This window comes from Bacillus cereus group sp. RP29 (assembly GCF_040459765.1).
Lineage (GTDB): Bacteria > Bacillota > Bacilli > Bacillales > Bacillaceae_G > Bacillus_A > Bacillus_A paranthracis.
Window position 1 is genome coordinate 5,179,964 of the sequence record NZ_JARVHN010000001.1, and the last position, 22,537, is coordinate 5,202,500.

The following is a 22,537-nucleotide window of genomic DNA, read 5'->3' on the forward strand; positions in this document are numbered from 1 at the left end:
GTTATTATATTAAATGATATTTTAAATAATATCAAGTTAAAATTAATTTATTTTTTGATATTATTTAAAATAACACAAAAGATAGGGGGGATCCCCTCTCTTTTTTCTATGCTCCATATTTTGCTACTTGCTCATGAATAAAGCTTTTAATCGCTTTAATCGCCTTATTTTTCTTTAAGAACGAACCTGATAAACGGTCCATAATTGTACTATCTTCAATGATATTGGCATATTCATATGTCGCCACTTGTTCTTTTAAAACAGATTGCTCTAATCCTACTTCACTTGCAAAAGTATTCATTTCTTCTTCTTGCACTTCTTCTTCATACTTTGAATATTCATCAAGAATGGATACATTTGTACCGAGTTGCGGCACAATTTTATCTAAGAAATTATGAATTAGTTCAACTTTTAAACGCAATTTTTCATCAGATGCATGATCTAACTCTTGTTTGATTAATTTAATTTCTTGATCTCGTGTTTTTTCATCATCCATTGTTAAATTAGCAATCAAATTCATAATATAGCTAACATTAATACGATCTGTATGCATTAACTCCAGCTCAAAATCAATGTCTTGTAGAATTGATTCTTTGCGAGGATCCTCTTTTTTTAGGCGGTCATGGATTTTGAAGTATTTACTTTTATAATCCTCATAGGATTGCTCTGTAATTTGCAGTTCATCTTCATCAAATTCAAAATCAGAAAATGATTGCAGGCGTTGAAGCATTTTCGTGACGTTTTTAAAGGCAACAATAAATTCATGTTGATCTTCTTCTGTTTGAAGTGAATCTACTTGTTCAGGTGATGCAGCAATTTTTTTAAGGCCTTCTAACGCTTCTTTAAATTTTGCTAGATAGGCATCATAGTTTTGCATTAAGACATCATCAACAGAATTTGTTTTAGAGAATAAGCGGATTGTATCATCTGTTTGATCTTTCAAGTTACGATAACAAACGACATTCCCATATGGTTTTGTCGCCTTTTCTACACGGTTTGTACGACTATAAGCTTGTAATAGATTGTGATACTGCAAGTTTTTATCTACATATAATGTATTTAGTGGCTTACTATCAAATCCCGTTAAGAACATATTCACGACTAATAAAATATCAATTTGTGCTTGTTTCATCTTTTTCGATACGTCTGAGAAATAGCGGTCCCATGTATCTGTTGAATAATCTGTTCCAAACATTTGATTATAGTCCACAATCATACGGTCCAATGCTTCACGTGAATGTTCTTCTGTACCATCACTTTCTTCATTAGCTCCAAACGAATAAATCCCTGCAATTTTCAAGTTATGATTCTTCGCTTTAAATAAATCATAGTACTTAATTAACGTTTGAATCGAATCAACCGCAAAGATACCACAATACCCTTTACTTTTCGCACGACGATGATGATTATCGATAATATGGTCTGTAATCATATTTAAACGCGTAGGATGGTGCAGCACCTCATCTGTATCAATTCCTTCGACTTTCGTATCATCGAATTCATCCGCTTTAGATTGGAACGTGCTAATATATTCAACTGAAAAGCCTAATACGTTCCCATCACGAATCGCATCTTTAATTAAATAGTGATGTAAACATTTTTCAAATAAATCTGCTGTCGTACGACCATCTTGGCTTTTATTTTCTTCAAATCGTGGTGTACCCGTAAATCCGAAGTATTGTGCATTTTGGAAGTGATGATCAATATCTTTACGCATATCACCAAATTGGCTACGATGGCATTCATCAATAATAAAGACAACATGTTCTTGTTTATACGGTTCCATAATTTTTTCATAACGTGGATTTTTAACGGCGTTACTCATTTTTTGAATCGTTGTTACGATGAAACGCTTCATTGGATTTTTAATTTGTTTAATTAATTCATCCGTTTTATCTGTACGGTCCACAGAGCCTTTTTCAAACTTGTTAAATTCTGCTGTTGTTTGACTATCTAAATCCTGTCGGTCGACGAGGAAAAAGACCTTTTTGATACTATCTTCATTCGCTAGAATCTGTCCTGCTTTGAAAGAAGTCAAGGTTTTACCAGATCCTGTTGTATGCCAAATGAAGCCGTTGTTATTTGTTTCATTTGCACGTTTTACTAAAGCTTCTACTGCATACACTTGATATGGACGCATCACCATTAATGCTTTGTCTGTATCATTAATAATCATGTAACGGCTAACCATTTTCGCTAGATGACAAGGTTGTAAAAATGCTTTCGTAAAATCTTGTAAGTTCGTAATAATGTTATTTTCTTCATCTGACCAGAAGAAAGTAAAGCCAAATTGAATGTCATAATCAGAATTTGAAAAGTACTTCGTATCGACACCATTACTCACAACAAAGATTTGCAGGAAATGATATAATCCTTGGAATGAATGGCGACGATAGCGCTGGATTTGATTAAACGCTTCTTTAAAGTCTAGACCACGGCGCTTCAACTCAATTTGAACAATAGGTAAACCATTAATGAAAATCGTGACATCATAACGATTTTCATATTTACCGAACATCGTTGTTTGTGTTGTCACCTGGAATAAGTTTTTACACCATTGCTTTGTATTCATTAATTCTAAATAAAGTTCTGTTCCATCTTCACGCTCAATTAATAATTTGTCACGTAGAATCTTCGCAGATTCATAAATACTTTTATCTTCTGTTGCGACAAGTACACGCTTAAATTCTTTATCTGTTAATGGCTGCCCATTTAATTTTTTTTCATTAAATTTATTTAATTGCGCACGAAAATTTTCCAATACAGCTGCATAATCTGATAATTGTACAGCCTCATACCCTTGCGTTTGCAACTGTTCGACTAAATGTTTCTCTAGTTGTGCTTCTGACTGATAACCCACTTCTCTATCCCCCACATATCCACTTTTATATATTCAAAATATCTTTACCTATCAATAATCATACCATCGAAAAGAATTTCTGTATTAATATTCCATAAATTATATTACTAAATTTGTTCTATGGAAAATTATACAATTTTTCAAACTAGCTTTTCAAATAACAATTTAGCTTTATGTATAACGCTTTTCTTACTGTGTTTAGTTTTTTTTACAACAATACCTTCTCTTTCTATCCCCATAATCAATTCCTTGGCCCAAACACCACTTTTATCCACTAAGCCCGTCAACATGTCTTGAATAACCGAAGACCATTCCACACTGATAATTGCGGACAATATCAACATAGATAAAGAACGACTTTCTCGCTCGATTTCCAAAACTTTGTACTGTCTTCCATTAAATAATTCTATACTAGCTACTATGTACTTACGATTTGTAATTCCATCATCTAAGTAACTAAATTTCCGCTTTTCACTCCCTGTAGGTAATATACCTGTAGCTACATTAATTGCTTTAACTTCTGGATAACCTTCTAAAACCTTAAGTACATTAATAAAATCCAACAATTCACCTTGTGCCTGTATCTCATATAAAGGTTTATTTTCTATTCCTCTTGCAAGCTGATTACCGCCAACATCAGCGGTAGATCTTCGTCCGTTATCCTCAATGAAATAACGTTTTGTATTTTCATCTTCTTGTGTTCGTTGTTTATTAGAATTTCTACGAATTTTTGTTACCTTCGGAAGCTTTTCGTATTCATGAATTTGATTATCCATTTCTATTAAATCAAAATCATCAGTTGTTCCCTCAGCTTCTTCATCTAATTTCATTTCAGATTCACCTATACCATCATTCTGCTTTGAATGAAATGCATATTTTTTAGCTTCGCTTGTCCTTTCATTTTGAATTATCTCTGGATGAGTAAATGAAATCTCTTTATAAGGAATCTTTTTGTTTTTAACACGCTTTATTCGAAGGATAGTTCCTCCCGCTACACTTAATTTCACAACAGCAGTAACGGTAATAGGTTGCTTGAATAACCAATCAAACTGTAGGACTCCTGTATTAATAAAGGTATAAGCGGTATTTTCGAACACTTGTCTTAGATCTGAATTTGTTAAAAGCCATACTAGCTGGAATAAGTAGGAGTCTTTCGTATACTTACGATGATATTGTGATGAAAAATCTAGATGTAGCTTATTGGGCTCATATTGCTCAATAAAATATTGCGGAAAAGAATTCGTTTCAAATAAACGATATAATAAGAATCGATTTGGCGCTAAAATACTACGCACAACTTCAATAAGGGGCAAGATATATTTTTTATTTTGGTATGAAACAGTGAAACTACGCGAAACATCTTTATCATTTGTACCAAAGATGTTCCAATCTCTTTCTGAATAGGTCACAGTGTTTGGATAAATTTTAATTTCAACTTCTTCTATACCTGACGGAGGAATACTTTGACTAATGTTGCCGTTCATGTAGTAATGCTGAATAGCTAAAGCTGGCAATGTTCCCCAATCAACTAATAATTTTTCAGTCCTATCATTTGCTCTAAAATACGCATAAATCATCGTTTTTTTATCTTGCAAAAAAGGAGAGCTAATCCAAGTTAATTGTGCTTGCTCTCCTTCATCAAATGGCCAATTATTCAGTTTAACCTGTTGTTTGCTCATCGTTACTCACATCCTGTTTCCTTTTCAAATATTCTTCTAGCTTTGGTTTTATTTCATGAAAATGATGCGTTTTCACTGCTGCTATACGCTGTACTTGCCATAGTATAACTGGTTCATCCATCGTTATCATTTGGTCAATCACTTTACAACAACGACGAATTTGAAATTGCTCGACTGACTCAATTATTTCTTCTAATAATCCCTTCGTTTGCGATAGTTTATCTAAATGACGCTCTAAGTTCGTTAATATCCCTAATCGTTTACCTATAGCTGAAACCGTTATTCGAATAGGTCTTTCTTTCGCTAATAGCTCTTTATAGAGCATTTTTATTTTTACAACGTATTCTCTATCTCTTTTATCCCAGTCTACCGTTTTAGTTGACTCTGGCTTCTTTTGTTTTATAGGCAAATTCTTCATCAACCATTCTTTATCATGCCGATATAAAAACATATATTGCTTTTTAAAACGTTCTCTCAAAGCTGTACGAGATAAATTAGGAAGTTTTCGTATCCCTTCTATCATTTCGTCTTTATATTGTTCAAGTAATGCTTTACTCTCCATTTTCACTTGATTACTTATTATCGTATGTCCTTCTAAATACCTTTTAACTGTCTTTGAATCGGCTCCTAATTCTCTCGCAATTGCCCTGGTACTCAGTTTTCTATTAGACAACTGTTTAAGCTTTGACTTCCACACTTCACCAAATACTTTTACTCTTCCTATGCGAAATCGATCTTCTAAAGACATATCAGGGCCTTTTCTTGCATAGACAAAACCACACGAACAGCTAAATGTACCAATTGGAATTTTTGATTTAAAATCTCTTGTAACCTCAACACTAGGAATGACTGATTCTTTATAGTGTGTGGCTGCTTTATTCAAACAAGGCCAAGGCCCCACACCAAACGGACCTACATGAGCCTTTTGATTCACAAAGTCATCTATATCCTGTTCTAAGAAATAAAGCGTTAACAAATGCCTAAAAGGATGTACATGGCGCTTGGTATTACGAGTAATCACCTTTAACCAGTGATACTCATCCGCTATATTTAGAGTACTCTCATACTTTTCTAAAAAGCCTTTAGGGAACTTATTTTTAAACGCTTGATACAATTCTTTTTGACGTACTCGATTCGAAATTGTAATCAGATTTAATTCACTCAATAACGTACGGTATTTCAACTTAATATCTTCTCGTGAAAAATTATGTAACGGTAATTGCAATAATTTATATGCTTGTTTTGATAAGTGAATTGAAATTTCTGCAAAAGGATTCTCTTCGTATTTAGAAGATAGATTCATATTCTTTAACTCAAAACGAATATATTCAATACGGCTTGTTGTATCTACTGGATATTTTCTTAATTGCACCTCATGGTGAGGGCAATAATCAAGGCCTTGTAATTGATGCTCCCGATGCATATACGGCTCTCCGAATTGCTCTACATCGCTCTTTGTACATTCTGCACAATAATAGAATCCAGTTTTCCTACAAATGCTTCCTGCAATCATACCGAGTCTTGTATAAAGTGCTTGTCCATTACTAGCAACGTCTTTTAGAATTTCTTGCTGACGCTGCTTTGTTAAAAACATTGCATAATAAGGATAAATTGTATGATTAGCTAATATAGTCTCAACAGAATAGTTAGAGCCTAGCTGTTCAGCTAATATAGCAAAATGACTACCAATCTCCACACTTGGAATCACCGAACGACTTTGAAACACTTCTTCTAATGTATCTTTGCAATCAATATTGCCACTATAAAAGTGATAACGTGCAATCGCTGAATATACCAATTCATCTGGATAAGGATTAGTGAAGAAGGTTAACATTTCTACATCCTCCTAGTAAAATTCCTCTAATGGATTTTTCACATAGCCGTTAACTGTCAACAATTCATATGAATGTTTCTTTTTCTGTAACGCTTGTTCTCGCAACTTTAATAATGGTAATAAGTTTACATTTTTAATATTTTTCTTAGACTTGTGTACTTTCTTCTTTTCATTTAATGCCATCACTTGCTGAATAGACTCTAACTTTAAAGTATTGTAGTCACTATCAATAGGTTTATTCTCTACAACTTTGGTGATGAGCTTCCGAATATCATTAACGTTTAAAGCATCAAAAATTCCTAGTGAGGCAACTTCAACACTTAAACTTTCAATCGTATCTTGTCGCTTATATTGCAATGTATTTTGGCGTTCTTTCATCGCTGCTTTGATTTCCCCCTCGTACTCGGTGTTTTGCTTATGATTAATCATTAACTCGTCAAGGTTAATCATAATATCCTCATACTTATACATTACCTTCAAATCATTTTTACGAATGGCATTAAGCATTGGCTGAATAATTTTCATATCCTCTTTAGCTGTTTTCCTTAACACGCGAGAAGTAATAACCTCATTTTCATTTGATTCATCAAATAGTGCTCGCTCCTGTGCTAGAATAAACAAATTTACAGCTACTGAAGTAATTCCTTGGCATTCTTCATAAAACGTCTTTTTAATTTCGCCAGTAAGCTCTGAACGAGTTTTTAAACATTGTAACTCCCATAATGTTTCTAAAAAGAACTCCCATTCCTCACTGTCCTCAGCCATACGATCCCAAATAATTGCACCTTCACTTGCTGCACGACGAGCTTGACGGAAGTTTCCTTTAAATAATTGTTGGGCCTTAGAGGTGCCAATTAACACTGTAGGGACGCCGACTGTATTTGATAATGTAACAAAAAAATTCAACATCTCTTCTTGGTCATTTTTTGAATGTAGTAAATGCTGTATTTCATCAATAACTAACACACCGATACCATACATACTTGCTAAAGAAGTCATGTGTAAAAGCATCGTTGATGTAACGCGATTTAAATAACCATACTTCTCTAAGTAACGAGTACCAAGTAGATCATCAATCGCCTTGAAGAATCCTTTACACATTGTAGATAAGCTGCCATCATATGGACAATCAATTTTAAGCCAAACAATTTGTGTACGATTAAACGCTTGTCCTTTGTAAGCTTCATGTTTAATAACTTGCGGATACATAAGTAGCAAACGCTCAATTGCTGTTGTTTTCCCAATACCTGAAATGCCAATAATCGATAAACTATCTGCTGTGGAGCGAATATAATTTAATCGCTCATCGATGTATTTATGTGCTTCCTCTTCATCTTCCCTTAGCTGATGTAACAACCGAATACGCTCTAGAAATGTTTTATCTAATGGATTACGTGCTAAATAGCCTCGGCGAATTAAAGTTGATAGGCGCCGCTCTACTTCAAAATGGATAGGTAAAGGTTGAATAAAGTTTTTCACACGCTTCAACACATGATAGCGAATATTCGTTTCACTTAGTTTATCTTGCTCTGTAATACGTGGTGTCACCATAAAACGATCCAACACATCATCCTCATCGAAAATGGGCGGAAGAGCTTCGATGAAAGGGTTATTGCTGTATTCAGATAAAACTTGTTCTTTATAATTTGCTTCTTCAAAATCTCCTTTAAATACAAGATTATTTATCTTTTTCAAACTCCTCATCTCGCTTCTTCTTTAATTTTCCCATTAGACGTGAGCTAGATTTCTGTGTAGGTGATGCTGCCGTTTTTTTATTCGTAAATTCAACCACCTGGGCAGACTCTAATTTCGGTTTTTCGGCTAAAACAAATTTTTCTCCTTCCCTATTCATCAATTTTTCAGCTTGTCTATTTGTTCGAATATCTTTCAACTTTTCAGCTTTACTTGTTAATTGGGTCTCCGTTTCTTTTTTCTGCTTTACTGCTTGTTTAATAATAGATTCAATCGCTACATCTGTATTAATCGTAGTTTCAGTTTGCTTATCGGCTTCTCGTTTCTTTGTTTCCTGCAATAACTGCTGATAAAATTGGATTTCTTCCAGTGAATCCCCTTTGTATTGCTTACTTGTATCTAATAAGTAGCATGTATAAAAGCTTCGTCCATCTGCATAAGGTATATAAATTTGGTCCATTGAACGTGGATCGAAAACTACTTCGATACTTTGATTTTTCATTTTCAAATACCATTGCTCATTTAAAGCTTTTTCAGAGCCATATGCCAATCCTTTAAAATTAATTCCTGCTCTCGTAATGCGTGCTTTTCCTTTAGGTAATAAATTTAATCGTAATATATTTTGATTGCTTACTTTCTGTAAACGACCTTTTTTATTGGCAATGCCCCAATTCCACAAGTTAATCGGAGTTGCTGTTAATTGATCAGTAATCATTTCCTTTTCCAATGGATATTTATCAATGATTTTTTGATTATGATGCAATACAAGATGAATAATGATTTTCGTGAATTCTTCAAGGTTTAAGCTGGCATCTAATCGATAATCTCGATCTCCTCGTTCACGATATTCTTTTTGAATAGCACCTGGGGCTTTGCGCTTTATTTTGCCGTTGATGGTACGAAATTGGCGTTCAATAATCCCCTTTAAATCCCCTCGATACGGCGATGTATTTTCGATTTTGATATTGTAATTATTAATTAAACTTTCAACGGAATAACCTTCAAATTCCCCTCGGTCTGCGATGATGATTTCTGGCAGGTGATTGGCCGGCCATTGTGATTCATCAATCTCAATATTATATTGCTTACAAAATTCTACTTTATTAGTCACCATATTATCTAAAGTCATCATAGCACCTACCCACGAAGGACCCTCTAAACCAACATAAATGCCTGTCAGTAAGCGTGAATACACATCAATCACACCATATACAACTGGGCGACCTATAATTAAATTACGATTAAATGAACTAACTAAATAAACATCAGCAATCGTCGCATCAATTTGGAATCGTGTACCTGGTCCATCTGTTTCTAAAGCTGAAGTGCTTAATATTGGTCGATGCTTTAGCTCAAACTCTTTTTGGCTATGACGTAATTGAAAATCAAGTTTCGAATTTTCCAATTTCTTAAACCAATAGTAAAACTGGTGGTATGTAGGGATTCTTGATTCGTCCCAAACCTTATACTTAAGCTTTTTTCCTTCATAGTAGTTGTCCGAATAAAATTCTCTTAACAAATATTCATAAGTATCGGTAAGAGATAGCTGCTCTTTTTTACGATAATATTTTTTCACTACATAGTCGAACTGCTTCTTCACATCGTCCGTAATATTAACCCCTTCCTTAGATGACGTATATTTTCTTGGACGACCCACTTTAGCATTCGCTGATAGTTGACGCTCTTTTCCTTTACCACCTGAGTGCATATAATCAGGAAGAAGTGCATTCTTATTTAAACCCCGTTGCCAAAAACGAGTAAAAATCCGCTTCACCTTTATTTTAGCGATACGATGTTGTTGAGCAATTTGTTCAAAAATCCTATCCCGTTCTTTTTTATTGAGCAGTGTATCTTTAACTGTATCCCAGCCTTCAGAAACGATTTGCCAATCCTCATCACGCTTTTGAATTTGCTTTTCCGTTAAATCTTTATCTACATAGCTTTTCACAAATGGGTCTGGAATTGGAATTAATATCCCACTCTGTACTTCAGTTTCAATATCAGATAAAACGGCTTCTTTAGGCATTGATGTATCTCCATATAACTCAACAAAATAAACAATTGGATTATCGATAGTGATGATACGAATACGATTCTTTTCTTCTTTATCTGTATATTGATACACTTGATTGTAAAAGATCATATCGCTCTCACCTTCTCTGAAAAGTCTTTTCGTACGGCTTTAACTTGCTGAATTTGATTTACATCTAACTTTTCTAATAAATCCATTTCAATTGCCTTCGTCATGATTAGATGCTTAAATAGCGAAAGACCACAACCAACAACCATGCCAAAATCTCGTTCAAACTCTTTAGCAATTTGTTTTACTGTTTGATCTTTCGCTAATAACTTTTTAATAAAATAAATACTCATATCTTCTATGCCGTATGCTGTCACTTCTTCAAATCCTTCAATGGCAAAAAGGTCCGCATACCCATGAACAAACGCAATATTATGTGCCATCTCTTTCGGTATTTCTAGTTCCGTCACAATGCCCCAATTAATATCTTGTCGTTCCCAATAAACACGCTCAATTTCAAACTTCTCAAGTACACGTTTGTTCATTAACTCATCTTTGTACTTCAATGTTCGAGCTAAATGTTGATGTTGCTGATTTTTACTGATTGTTACTAAAAAATCCGTTGTCATCACAATTGGCTCACCTGTTTTAGGATTAGCTGGGTGTTTAATACCTAGTTCATCAGCAATGACTATCGTCTCTTCTATAGGCAATAAGGGATATTGTTCTCGTATATCAACCACCAAATCGGAACATTCCAACAAATAGAAGTAGTTTCGTTCCAAGTCTGAAAGAAACTCAAATCGTCTTGGTATTTTAACGCCCTTTAGACGTGTTGCACGACCTAATGAAGGAACATCTTGAATCGTAACCCATGGTTTATAATCAACCCCTAACCCTTGTCCACGACCGTCTTTAAGATTTTTTTCGATAGATGGCGAGCGTTTGCGTTTGGACATTAAACCCCTCCTAATCGGATTTCTAAAGATTAACTAAATCATTTACAACAATTCTTGAAAAATTACGTGGCACTATGCCTTGAATATTAAGTCCTAATTGTTGAATATCAATTGGTTCAAAGTATTGTTCACAGTAGTAGTTGTGATATTGTGCTACCCATTCATATTTAGCATACAGCTTTGGATTATTACTAAATTGTTGTAATTTTTCTTCAACAATATCCTTATGTTTTTTTAATTGATCAACATACGAATTAAAATCCTCGTCGCTTCTATCGCCACAAATAAACATTTCATGCAATCCATATAAATAGTTAACAAAGCAACTTCCATCTGCATCTTTTAATAAATGGGAGAACTGCGGAGCAAATGTTAACGGCGCATAATAATCTAAATGTTCACATACCATTTTGACCATATTATCACTTAGAATAATTCTAGGATAACTAGCTTTACTACATTCTAAATCATGTGCTTCTATTAATGCCGGTCCATATGCAAAATCATCATCACCATAGTAATCTCCTAAAGCAATACCGCCACGTAAGAAATACCCATTCAATGTCATCTCTAATTGATAATCAATAAATGACATAAACAAACTACCTGATTGTCCTTCACCATCTTGAAATCTTGGATATGCTAGTATGACATTGTCAGTAAATGTTTTAAAATGACCGTATGGGTTCATCTCTCTCATTAGCGCATATTGATTTGTAAGAATTTCATGAAGATTTTTGAGTAAATGATTTCCGGACTGTCGATTAGGTGTGTTTATAATTAAATTGGAAAACCCTAAAATATCAGTAAAGCAAACTATCGATTCTAACAGGCTTGGATTATCGGAATTATATTTTGGTAACATTCTCATCTCACCTTTTTTCTGAATAATAAAAAATAACCTCTTACGGATATCATACCCGAAGAGGCTATTTTTAATCAAACTTTATTACAAATGATCAATCTTTATTTTAAATAATCGAACTTTGTTTTAAATGATCAATCTTTTTTATAAAACTACAATATATTTACTAACCTACTAATCTCCTACTCAACCGTAACAGACTTAGCTAAGTTACGTGGCTTATCAACGTCACACTCGCGGTGAAGTGCTGCGTAGTATGAGATAAGTTGTAATGGAATAACTGCTACTAGCGGTGCTAGTGCTTCGTGTACAGCTGGTAATACGAAGCTGTCACCTTCCATTTCTAAGCCTTTCATTGAGATGATACATGGGTTAGCTCCGCGTGCTACTACTTCTTTCACGTTACCACGAATTCCAAGGTTTACGTGTTCTTGTGTAGCAAGTGCGATAACTGGTGTACCGTTTTCGATTAAAGCGATTGTACCGTGTTTTAATTCTCCTCCAGCAAATCCTTCTGCTTGGATGTAAGAGATTTCTTTTAGCTTTAACGCTCCTTCTAATCCTACGTAGAAGTCTACGCTACGTCCGATGAAGAAACAGTTACGAGTTGTTGCTAAAAATTGTTTTGCTAATGCGTCCATTTCTTCTTTTTGATCACAAAGTTGTACCATTGCATTTGCTACAAGTCCTAGTTCGTGTGTTAAGTCAAAACCAAGAACTTCACCTTTTGCTTTAGCAATATCTGCAGCTAAAATTGAAAGTACTGCAAGCTGTGCTGTGTAAGCTTTCGTTGATGCAACGGCGATTTCTGGTCCCGCGTATAACGGAAGTGTATAATCCGCTTCACGAGAAAGTGTAGAACCAGGTACGTTTGTAATTGTTAATGCTTTATGCCCCATTTCATTTGTTTGTACAAGTACTGCACGGCTATCAGCTGTTTCACCACTTTGTGAAATGTAAATGAAGAATGGTCTTTCTGTTAATAATGGCATGTTATAAGAGAATTCACTTGCTACATGCACTTCAACTGGCATTTTTGCAAACTTCTCGATAAATTGTTTTCCAACAAGACCTGCATGATAACTTGTTCCACATGCAATGATGTAAATACGATCGCTATCTAAAATCGCATTGCGGATGTCTTGATCTAATTCAATCTCGCCATTTTCATCTTGGTACTTTTGAATTATATTACGGATAACAAGTGGTTGCTCATCGATTTCTTTAAGCATGAAATGAGGGTATGTTCCTTTTTCAATATCACTTGCGTCTAATTCCGCTGTAAACGGTGCACGTTCAATCGTTTCACCTTGTAAGTTTTTAATTGTAATACTTTCTTTCGTTACAATTACAATTTCTTTATCCATTAATTCAATAAATTGATCTGTAACTTGTAACATCGCCATAGCGTCGCTCGCCACAACATTAAAGTTGTCACCAACACCTACTAATAGCGGGCTTTTGTTTTTAGCAACATAAATCATGTTTGGATTTTCAGCATCAAGTAATCCGATTGCATAAGAGCCATGTAAAAGAGATAGCGTATTACGGAACGCTTCTTCTACACTTAGTCCTGTGCTCACTTGTTGTTCCATAAGCTGTACGATAACCTCTGTATCCGTTTCACTTACGAACGTGACATCTTGTAAATATTCCTTCTTCACTAACTCATAGTTTTCAATTACACCGTTATGAACTAGTGTAAAACGCTTTGATGTACTTTGATGCGGATGCGCGTTTACTTTGCTCGGAACACCATGTGTAGCCCAGCGTGTGTGACCGATCCCCACGCTTGTTGCTACGTTCTCATCTACGATTTCGCGAAGTTTTGCAATACGGCCTTTTTCTTTGTATACAACAACACCGTTCTCTGCTTGTACTGCAATACCTGCTGAATCATATCCACGATATTCTAGCTTTTCTAAACCTTTTAATAAAATTTCCTTTGCATCTTGCTCTCCAATAAATCCTACGATTCCACACATGTTTAGTCGCCGTTACAAATGCTTACACTGCTCTGCGAACATGTAACGACATAGTCCGATACCATTTTTATTTATACTAAAAAACGGATTACATATTGCTAGCCCTGTAAGCTTGTAACGGCTTTCACCTTCCTCTCGATTGGGTTTAAGTCCGTATATACTTATACAGCTAGTTTGTATCCGTTCCTTTTCTCTCATCACACTTTCACCTTTGTCCACTAAGTCACCTTAATGATTTAAGTAAAAGCTTGCGGTTGTGATGAACAACCGGGAGCCATCCGCCGAAATCTCGATAAACCCCACCTCGTCAACTACACTACTTGTAGTTCTGGCGCTTCTATAATTTACAATATTTCCTTTGAGAAAAAGAACAAGACCATCTTATAACAAACATGGATAAACCGTCAATGAAAATTTTTTCACCATCTATAAAACATATGAAAAAGGAGCACTTATTGTGCTCCTTTTCAATAAATTTATTAAATTATTCAGCGCCAACTTCCGCTTTCACAACTTCTACAATGCGATGTACATATGCATCACAAACTTCTTGTGTTGGTGCTTCTGCCATTACACGAATAAGTGGTTCTGTTCCAGATGGACGAACAAGAATGCGGCCATCACCATTCATTTCTTCCTCTACAACACGAATAATTTCTTTAATTTTTTCGTTTTCTAGTGCTAGTTTTTTATCTGTTACACGAACGTTTACTAGTAATTGCGGGAATTTTGTCATTTCTCCTGCAAGCTCAGATAATGGTTTTTTCGTCATTTTCATAATGTTTACAAGTTGAAGTGCACTTAACATTCCATCACCAGTTGTAATGTAATCAAGTAAGATAATATGGCCTGATTGTTCTCCACCTAAGTTGTAACCTCCGCGCTTCATTTCTTCCATTACGTATCGGTCACCAACTGCTGTTTTATCACTTGTAATACCGTTAGCTTCAAGTGCTTTGTAGAAACCTAAGTTACTCATAACTGTTGAAACAACTGTATTATGCTTTAGTTGACCAGTTTCTTTCATGTACTTTGCACAAATAAACATAATTTGATCGCCATCAACAATGTTTCCTTTTTCATCTACAGCGATTAAACGGTCACCATCACCATCGAAAGCAAGACCAATATCAGCACCTTTTTCTTTTACTAATTCAGCTAATACTTCTGGATGCGTAGAACCTACTCCATCGTTAATGTTCATACCGTTTGGTGAAGTTCCCATTGTTGAAATATCAGCTTCTAAATCAGCAAATAAGTACGGAGCTAAAGAAGACGTAGCACCATGCGCACAATCTAAAGCGATATGTAAACCTGAGAAATCTTCCTCTACAGTTTGTTTAATGTATTGTAAATACTTTTGTCCACCTTCAAAATAATCACTCACTTGCCCAAGGTTCGTACCTGTTGGACGTGGTAATTCATCCACTTCTTTGTCTAATAAAGCTTCAATTTCTGCTTCTTGCTCATCTGTTAATTTAAAACCGTCTGAACCGAAGAATTTAATTCCGTTATCTTGTACTGGATTATGAGATGCAGAAATCATAACACCAGCTTGTGCATCTAACGCTTTCGTTAAATAAGCAACACCTGGTGTAGAAATAACACCAAGACGCATTACTTCTGCTCCAGTTGATAATAGACCTGCTACTAAAGCTCCTTCTAACATATGTCCTGATATACGTGTATCACGGCCGATAATTACCTTTGGACGGTCTGTATCTTTTGTTAATACATAACCACCAAAACGTCCAATTTTGAACGCTAATTCAGGTGTTAACTCCTTATTCGCAACCCCGCGTACTCCATCTGTACCAAAATATTTACCCATTATGATTCGCTCCTTTTTCTGGCTCTTTTTGATTATCTACTGTTGGCTCTTGGCTAGTTTCTTTATCTTCATTTTGTTCCGATTCCTTCTCCTTTTCCTTTTCTGGATCAGGCTTAGGTTCAGGTTCAGGATTTTTTGGTTTTTCAGTTTGATTATCTTTATTATTATTTGAATTTGGTTGCTCACCGTTACCCTGTACTTCTTTATCGGGGTTTTCTTTCTTCACAATTGTAACTTTAGCACTTTTTTGTTTTGGCTCTATTGAAATATTACCAGGGCCACTCACTTGAATAGCAACATCCTTCGTCCCAGGAGACACATTTTGTAGATTAATCACTGCTGTTATTTGAGCAGCTGTTATTTTATCTACTATACTTGTTTCTCCTGAAATATCAACGCTTATCTTCCCATCTTGCGGCGAAAGTAACTGGGCCGTAACGTCTTTAGAAAGTCCATTTTTTTGAATTGATATACCATCAATCGTTCTTGTTTTCGTTTGTTTTGTTTTTTGTACGCCTACTGAAACCTTTACTTGATTTGGCTTCGCACTTGTTACACCCTTTGGTAATAAAACAGAGGTATCGAATGTTGTAGACTCTGTCAATTGACTAAGATCTACTTCGACCCCCTCTATCGATTGTATATTATCCAATATATCTTTTGGACCTGCTATCGTTACTTCTCTCGGCTCAACGCTAATATTTGTAACGGCCAATCCTTCCGGTAAACTCCCCTTTTTCGCATATGTTATAGGAACAGTTTTTTCAGTATTATTGGCCGTAGCTTGCGTCGCCACATTCAACGTTACACTAATTTTAGATGGACTTGTTCTTACATTTAAACGTTTTCCTTCTTTATTGTATAATGTAACTTCGGCTGTTTTTGTAACAGTTTTATTAACACCTTTTAAATCAACATACGCCTTAGCAGATGAAATACTTTCAATTTCTTCTTTCGTCCCAACTACCTCAACCGTATCAGGTTTAATGTTTGATTTTTCGAGAGTAGCACCAGCTGGCATTTGATCCTCATTTGATAATTTCAAGTCTACATGAACATATTTTCTCGCTTTTTCATGAAGAGTAATTTTAATTGTTGATGGCTGAACTGTTCCTTTCACATCATCTGGAAGTCCATTCGTTTTCAAAGAAACTTCATACGTTCCTTTTTCGCTACCTCTCAAATCAACTGGTATATCAAATTGTTTTTTCGCTTTTGCCGTAGCAACTGCTGCTTTTGGACCCTCTAACTTCACCTTAACGCCCTCTGCCGGAATACCACTTACAATATATTTCTCTTCATCATACTTAACGTTAATAGCATAATTAGTTAATGTTTCTTTCGCATCATTTGCAAAAGGTAGTATCCCCGATGTCGTATTTTTTTCAGTTAAAGTCGCTGACATAAAAAGCATACACGCCAATAGTAATGAGATCCCCTTTAAAAACCAATGATTCTCCATTAACTTATCCATGACGCTTTCTCCTCCAATTCCATAAAGACGAAGAAGTCGTTTTTTCGTTCGCACTAAATTCAGATAACAACATATCTTTCAGTTGTTCGGTCTTCAAATCACGATGCAACTTACCATTTTTCGTTAAAGAAATTTGGCCTGTTTCTTCCGACACAACTACTGTAATACTATCAGTAACTTCACTAACTCCCATTGCAGCGCGATGCCTAGTTCCTAACTCTTTAGAAATAAATGGACTTTCCGATAACGGAAGATAGCAAGCTGCTGCTTTAATGGTACTTCCTTGCATAATTACTGCTCCATCGTGAAGAGGTGTGTTTGGAATGAAAATATTAATGAGTAATTCCGATGATACGTTTGCATTTAGCGGAATACCCGTTTCTACATAATCACCCATACCGGTCTCTTTTGACAAGGTAATTAATGCACCAATTCTACGTTTCCCCATATATTCCGTTGCTTTCGCTATCGCTGTTGCAACCATTTCAGGCTCATCATCCTCATGAGTTCCAGTACGCGAAAATAAACTCCCGCGTCCTAGCTGCTCAAGCGCTCTTCGCAATTCTGGCTGGAAAATAATAATAACGGCTAAAAATCCCCACGTTAATACTTGTTCAGTTAGCCAATATAGCGTTCGCAATTCAAGAAAAATACTGATCATCCGAACGACAATAATAACTGTAATCCCTTTTAAAAGTTGAACAGCTTTCGTCCCTCGGATTATGAGAATTAGCTTATATATAATAAACCATACAACGGCAATATCTAATGCCGTACTAAGATATTTCAAAATGGTCGTATCTTCAAAAGGCATGCTAACCCTTCCTCCTACTTACGAGCAATTCTATCCATATATTGAAATATTGTTTTATGCTCTATCTGTATGTATTTCCAACAACTAGTTAATTATACCATACATGAAACAAACGACAATTACAAACAACCCCCTTTAGTCTAAATTGGTAAGATGTCAAACATTCTTATCGTACAGTATAATATAAATCATTATTATACGCCTATTTTCAAATAAAAAAAGCAACTTCTCAGTTGCTTTTCTTACATTTATTTTAGTTTTTCACCGAATAAAGAACCCATTAAAGCAACCGCTGTTGTTGCCGTTCTATTTCGCTCATCTAAAATCGTATTTACCTCAACAAACTCGGCAGATGTAACAATATCAGCTTCCGCTAACATCTCCATTGCTAAATGACTTTCACGATAAGATAAGCCACCAATTACAGGTGTTCCAACTCCTGGTGCATCGTGAGGATCAAGACCATCTAAATCTAATGATAAATGCACACCATCAGTATGAGATAAATACGCGATTGTTTCTTCCATAACAGCCGTCATACCCATACGATCAATCTCGTGCATTGAAAATACTTTAATACCTTCATTTCGAATAAAGTCTTTTTCTCCTTCATCTAATGCACGTGCACCGATAATTACGACATTCTCTTTTTTCACCTTTGGATATGCCCCGTATAAATCTACAAGCGTGGGATGTCCATACCCTAAACTTGCTGCAAGTGACATACCGTGAATATTTCCAGATGGTGAAGTTTCTTCTGTATTTAAATCACCATGTGCATCATACCAAATAACACCTAGGTTTTTATAATGTTTCGCAACACCAGCTAATGTACCAATAGCGATACTATGATCGCCACCTAATACAAGTGGAAAACGCCCTTCTTCTATAATATGATCCACCTTACTTGCTAATTCGTTACATACAGTTGCAACTTGTGTAAGGTTTCTTAAGCTTGTATTTACATCTACTTCTTTTTCTCTCTCTATACATATATCTCCCATATCTTTAACGTCATATCCAATTCCTTCAATTCTTTCAATTACACCTGCATAACGGATTGCGCTCGGTCCCATATCAACGCCACGACGCATCTGGCCTAAATCCATTGGAACTCCAATAACTGAAATTTCTTTTTTCATAGATAGTATCCCCCTTTTGTGCCTTCACTAAATATTTTAAATCTTTTATATACTCTGACTCAACTCGACATTTTTCTGTATGGATATACAAATTATTCACTTATATTTGCTTCAAAATCAAAATGTTAAGACTATTCTATGTATAAAGTTAACATAATGAAACAACTACCATCATTATTATTAGATAATAATAAAAAACACTCCTGCATTTAGAAGTGTTTTTCTGATGCTATTTTCCACACTGCTGCAATATTCTTTGCTGTCATTTCGATATTCTCTTCTGCTACTTTATATGCCTCCTCTAATGTCATCGGACTTGTTGTAATACTAAATACTGCATCAATTCCTTTTTCATGAACAGCCGAATAATTCAGAGATACCGATCCCCCAATAGCAATGACAGGAATATGAAAATGCTTTGCACGCTCCGCAACACCTACTGGGGCCTTTCCATATGCTGTTTGTTCATCTATTCTCCCTTCGCCAGTTATAATTAAATCTGCACCTTCTATATGCTTATCAAAATTTGTATAATCTAATACAATTTCAATTCCTCTCCGCAAGTTTCCCTTTAGCACTGCAATAACAGCTGCTCCCATACCTCCTGCAGCTCCTGCACCAGGTATTTTAGATACGTCGCAAGATAGGTATTGTTTAAGGATATGCGCATAATGCTTTAAATTCTCATCCAGCTCTTTCATCATCTCTTCATCCGCACCCTTTTGTCGTCCAAATACGAAAGATGCTCCTCTTATTCCAACTAACGGATTATCTACATCACATGCTGCTTCTATCTTTATATGCTTTAAACGGGAATCCATTTGTGAAAAATCAATAGAGACAATCGAATGTAACGTTCCACCAGATGGCTCTATTACTTCTCCTTTTCCATTTATGAACTTGACTCCTAAAGCTGACAACATACCCGCTCCTCCATCATTTGTAGCACTTCCTCCAAGTCCTAAAATGATATGCTCAGCTCCTTCGTCTAGCGCATGTAGTATAAGTTCTCCTGTTCCTTTCGTCGTCGTAATAAGTGGGTTTCGTTTTTTAGCCGGAACATGTTGTAAGCCTGATGCTGCTGCCATTTCAATAAACGCTGTCTTTTTATCTTTAGACATACCGTAAAAAGCTTGTATACTCTCTCTAAGTGGTCCTGTCACATGAAATGATATAATCCTCCCGCTTGTGGCATCAACAAGGGAATCAACCGTTCCTTCCCCTCCATCTCCAATTGGTATTTTTACATACTCTGCTTTAGGGAAAATTGCTCCAAAACCTCTTTCAATGGCCTCACATACTTCTATAGCTTTTAAGCTTTCTTTATATGAATCAGATGCAATAACAACTTTCATAATTATCCCCCACCCTTTATTTTCACGTTTTCTCCATTTTAAATGACAAGTATGAAAGTTGTCTTTTCAAACACAAAAAAAAGCTTACATCATATGATGTAAGCTTTCTCTATTAGATGGAGCCTAGCGGGATCGAACCGCTGACCTCCTGCGTGCAAGGCAGGCGCTCTCCCAGCTGAGCTAAGGCCCCTTAGTAATTAAGCGGAAGACGGGATTCGAACCCGCGACCCCAACCTTGGCAAGGTTGTATTCTACCACTGAACTACTTCCGCGAAAATGGTGAGCCATGAAGGACTCGAACCTTCGACCCTCTGATTAAAAGTCAGATGCTCTACCAACTGAGCTAATGGCTCGTAAATGGCTGGGCTAGCTGGATTCGAACCAGCGCATGACGGAGTCAAAGTCCGTTGCCTTACCGCTTGGCTATAGCCCATTAATATTTACTAGTATGGTTATCTTTTCAAAAAAATAAACCCTCTCAGGTTATTTTAAAGAAAATGGTGGAGGGGGGCAGATTCGAACTGCCGAACCCGAAGGAGCGGATTTACAGTCCGCCGCGTTTAGCCACTTCGCTACCCCTCCGACATTTAAAATATATATGGTGGAGGATGACGGGATCGAACCGCCGACCCCCTGCTTGTAAGGCAGGTGCTCTCCCAGCTGAGCTAATCCTCCAAAAGTGGTGACCCGTACGGGATTCGAACCCGTGTTACCGCCGTGAAAGGGCGGTGTCTTAACCACTTGACCAACGGGCCAAAAAAGTTTTAAACCTATTCCCAAGCTTCCAACCGGGCTTGAACCGGTGACCTCTTCCTTACCATGGAAGTGCTCTACCAGCTGAGCTATGGAAGCATAATGGCTCCGCAGGTAGGACTCGAACCTACGACCGATCGGTTAACAGCCGATAGCTCTACCACTGAGCTACTGCGGAATAATATTAGCCTGGCAACGTCCTACTCTCACAGGGACAAGGTCCCAACTACCATCGGCGCTAGAGAGCTTAACTTCCGTGTTCGGTATGGGAACGGGTGTGACCTCTCTGCCATCATTACCAGACTTTTATCATTATAAACATTTCATTTGAAATGTCAAGAAGAAAATTATATATTCCTTCAAAACTAGATAACATTGCTACATATTATATGGTTAAGTCCTCGATCTATTAGTATTCGTCAGCTCCACATGTCACCATGCTTCCACCTCGAACCTATCAACCTGATCATCTTTCAGGGATCTTACTAGCTTACGCTATGGGAAATCTCATCTTGAGGGGGGCTTCATGCTTAGATGCTTTCAGCACTTATCCCTTCCGCACATAGCTACCCAGCTATGCCCTTGGCAGAACAACTGGTACACCAGCGGTGCGTCCATCCCGGTCCTCTCGTACTAAGGACAGCTCCTCTCAAATTTCCTACGCCCACGACGGATAGGGACCGAACTGTCTCACGACGTTCTGAACCCAGCTCGCGTACCGCTTTAATGGGCGAACAGCCCAACCCTTGGGACCGACTACAGCCCCAGGATGCGATGAGCCGACATCGAGGTGCCAAACCTCCCCGTCGATGTGGACTCTTGGGGGAGATAAGCCTGTTATCCCCGGGGTAGCTTTTATCCGTTGAGCGATGGCCCTTCCATGCGGAACCACCGGATCACTAAGCCCGACTTTCGTCCCTGCTCGACTTGTAGGTCTCGCAGTCAAGCTCCCTTATGCCTTTGCACTCTACGAATGATTTCCAACCATTCTGAGGGAACCTTTGGGCGCCTCCGTTACACTTTAGGAGGCGACCGCCCCAGTCAAACTGCCCACCTGACACTGTCTCCCGGGTCGATAAGACCCGTAGGTTAGAATTTCAATACAGTCAGGGCGGTATCCCACCAGCGCCTCCACCGAAGCTAGCGCTCCGGTTTCAAAGGCTCCCGCCTATCCTGTACAAACTGTACCAAAATTCAATATCAGGCTACAGTAAAGCTCCACGGGGTCTTTCCGTCCTGTCGCGGGTAACCTGCATCTTCACAGGTACTATAAT

At 36.7% G+C, this 22,537-nt stretch carries 14 protein-coding genes, 9 tRNA genes and 2 rRNA genes (1 of these 25 only partly in view); all 25 read right to left on the reverse strand.

The genetic code is table 11. The features are described from left to right. Positions 1-106 precede the first annotated feature (106 nt). A complete protein-coding gene (locus QCI47_RS27275) occupies positions 107-2,860 on the reverse strand; it encodes a type I restriction endonuclease subunit R (protein ID WP_220779721.1) in 2,754 nt (917 codons plus the stop codon). 140 nt (positions 2,861-3,000) lie between these two features. After that, positions 3,001-4,539, reverse strand: a complete 1,539-nt coding sequence (locus tag QCI47_RS27280) for a Tn7-like element transposition protein TnsE (protein WP_220779722.1) — start codon at positions 4,537-4,539, stop codon at positions 3,001-3,003. Then, entirely contained in the window at positions 4,520-6,373 is a 1,854-nt protein-coding gene (locus QCI47_RS27285; RefSeq protein WP_220779724.1) for a TnsD family Tn7-like transposition protein, read from the reverse strand. The genes QCI47_RS27280 and QCI47_RS27285 overlap by 20 nt, the downstream gene beginning before the upstream one ends. Before the next feature lie 12 nt (positions 6,374-6,385). Beyond that, entirely contained in the window at positions 6,386-8,077 is a 1,692-nt protein-coding gene (locus QCI47_RS27290; RefSeq protein WP_220779726.1) for an ATP-binding protein, read from the reverse strand. After that, complete coding sequence (locus tag QCI47_RS27295) at positions 8,052-10,208, reverse strand: Mu transposase C-terminal domain-containing protein (protein WP_220779728.1); 2,157 nt, start codon at positions 10,206-10,208, stop codon at positions 8,052-8,054. The genes QCI47_RS27290 and QCI47_RS27295 overlap by 26 nt, the downstream gene beginning before the upstream one ends. Next, entirely contained in the window at positions 10,205-11,044 is an 840-nt protein-coding gene (locus tag QCI47_RS27300; protein WP_220779729.1) for a TnsA endonuclease N-terminal domain-containing protein, read from the reverse strand. Before QCI47_RS27300 ends, QCI47_RS27295 begins: the two co-directional genes overlap by 4 nt. 22 nt (positions 11,045-11,066) lie before the next feature. Beyond that, positions 11,067-11,744 (reverse strand): hypothetical protein, encoded by a 678-nt coding sequence (locus QCI47_RS27305; RefSeq protein WP_259652953.1) that lies wholly within the window; start codon positions 11,742-11,744, stop codon positions 11,067-11,069. A 347-nt stretch (positions 11,745-12,091) separates the two neighbouring features. Next, on the reverse strand, positions 12,092-13,894 hold the full coding sequence (glmS, locus tag QCI47_RS27310) for a glutamine--fructose-6-phosphate transaminase (isomerizing) (RefSeq protein WP_000334168.1): 1,803 nt from the start codon (positions 13,892-13,894) through the stop codon (positions 12,092-12,094). A 12-nt stretch (positions 13,895-13,906) separates the two neighbouring features. After that, on the reverse strand, positions 13,907-14,092 hold the full coding sequence (locus tag QCI47_RS27315) for a hypothetical protein (RefSeq protein WP_001208183.1): 186 nt from the start codon (positions 14,090-14,092) through the stop codon (positions 13,907-13,909). 286 nt (positions 14,093-14,378) lie between these two features. Further along, positions 14,379-15,725, reverse strand: a complete 1,347-nt coding sequence (glmM, locus tag QCI47_RS27320; RefSeq protein WP_000521474.1) for a phosphoglucosamine mutase — start codon at positions 15,723-15,725, stop codon at positions 14,379-14,381. Then, a complete protein-coding gene (locus tag QCI47_RS27325) occupies positions 15,718-17,199 on the reverse strand; it encodes a CdaR family protein (protein ID WP_061130840.1) in 1,482 nt (493 codons plus the stop codon). Before QCI47_RS27325 ends, glmM begins: the two co-directional genes overlap by 8 nt. Beyond that, positions 17,192-18,013, reverse strand: a complete 822-nt coding sequence (gene cdaA / locus QCI47_RS27330) for a diadenylate cyclase CdaA (protein WP_001115701.1) — start codon at positions 18,011-18,013, stop codon at positions 17,192-17,194. Before cdaA ends, QCI47_RS27325 begins: the two co-directional genes overlap by 8 nt. A 248-nt stretch (positions 18,014-18,261) precedes the next feature. Next, positions 18,262-19,155: an arginase gene (gene rocF, locus QCI47_RS27335; protein ID WP_071741934.1), complete on the reverse strand. Its 894-nt coding sequence runs from the start codon at positions 19,153-19,155 to the stop codon at positions 18,262-18,264. A 209-nt stretch (positions 19,156-19,364) separates the two neighbouring features. Next, entirely contained in the window at positions 19,365-20,510 is a 1,146-nt protein-coding gene (locus QCI47_RS27340; protein ID WP_061130838.1) for a glycerate kinase, read from the reverse strand. Between the two features lie 117 nt (positions 20,511-20,627). After that, positions 20,628-20,700 (reverse strand) — tRNA-Ala (locus QCI47_RS27345). A 10-nt stretch (positions 20,701-20,710) separates the two neighbouring features. Next, positions 20,711-20,782: transfer RNA gene (locus QCI47_RS27350), tRNA-Gly, on the reverse strand. A 5-nt stretch (positions 20,783-20,787) separates the two neighbouring features. Beyond that, positions 20,788-20,863, reverse strand: a tRNA-Lys gene (locus QCI47_RS27355). A 5-nt stretch (positions 20,864-20,868) separates the two neighbouring features. Beyond that, a tRNA-Gln gene (locus tag QCI47_RS27360) sits at positions 20,869-20,943 on the reverse strand. A gap of 65 nt (positions 20,944-21,008) precedes the next feature. Continuing rightward, positions 21,009-21,092: transfer RNA gene (locus QCI47_RS27365), tRNA-Tyr, on the reverse strand. 17 nt (positions 21,093-21,109) lie between these two features. After that, positions 21,110-21,185, reverse strand: a tRNA-Val gene (locus QCI47_RS27370). Between the two features lie 5 nt (positions 21,186-21,190). Continuing rightward, a tRNA-Glu gene (locus QCI47_RS27375) sits at positions 21,191-21,265 on the reverse strand. Between the two features lie 24 nt (positions 21,266-21,289). Then, a tRNA-Thr gene (locus tag QCI47_RS27380) sits at positions 21,290-21,362 on the reverse strand. A gap of 4 nt (positions 21,363-21,366) precedes the next feature. Next, positions 21,367-21,441, reverse strand: a tRNA-Asn gene (locus QCI47_RS27385). Positions 21,442-21,450: 9 nt separating this feature from the next. Then, positions 21,451-21,566, reverse strand: a 5S ribosomal RNA gene (gene rrf, locus QCI47_RS27390). A gap of 86 nt (positions 21,567-21,652) precedes the next feature. After that, positions 21,653-22,537 (reverse strand): 23S ribosomal RNA (locus QCI47_RS27395) (it continues 2,037 nt past the right edge of the window).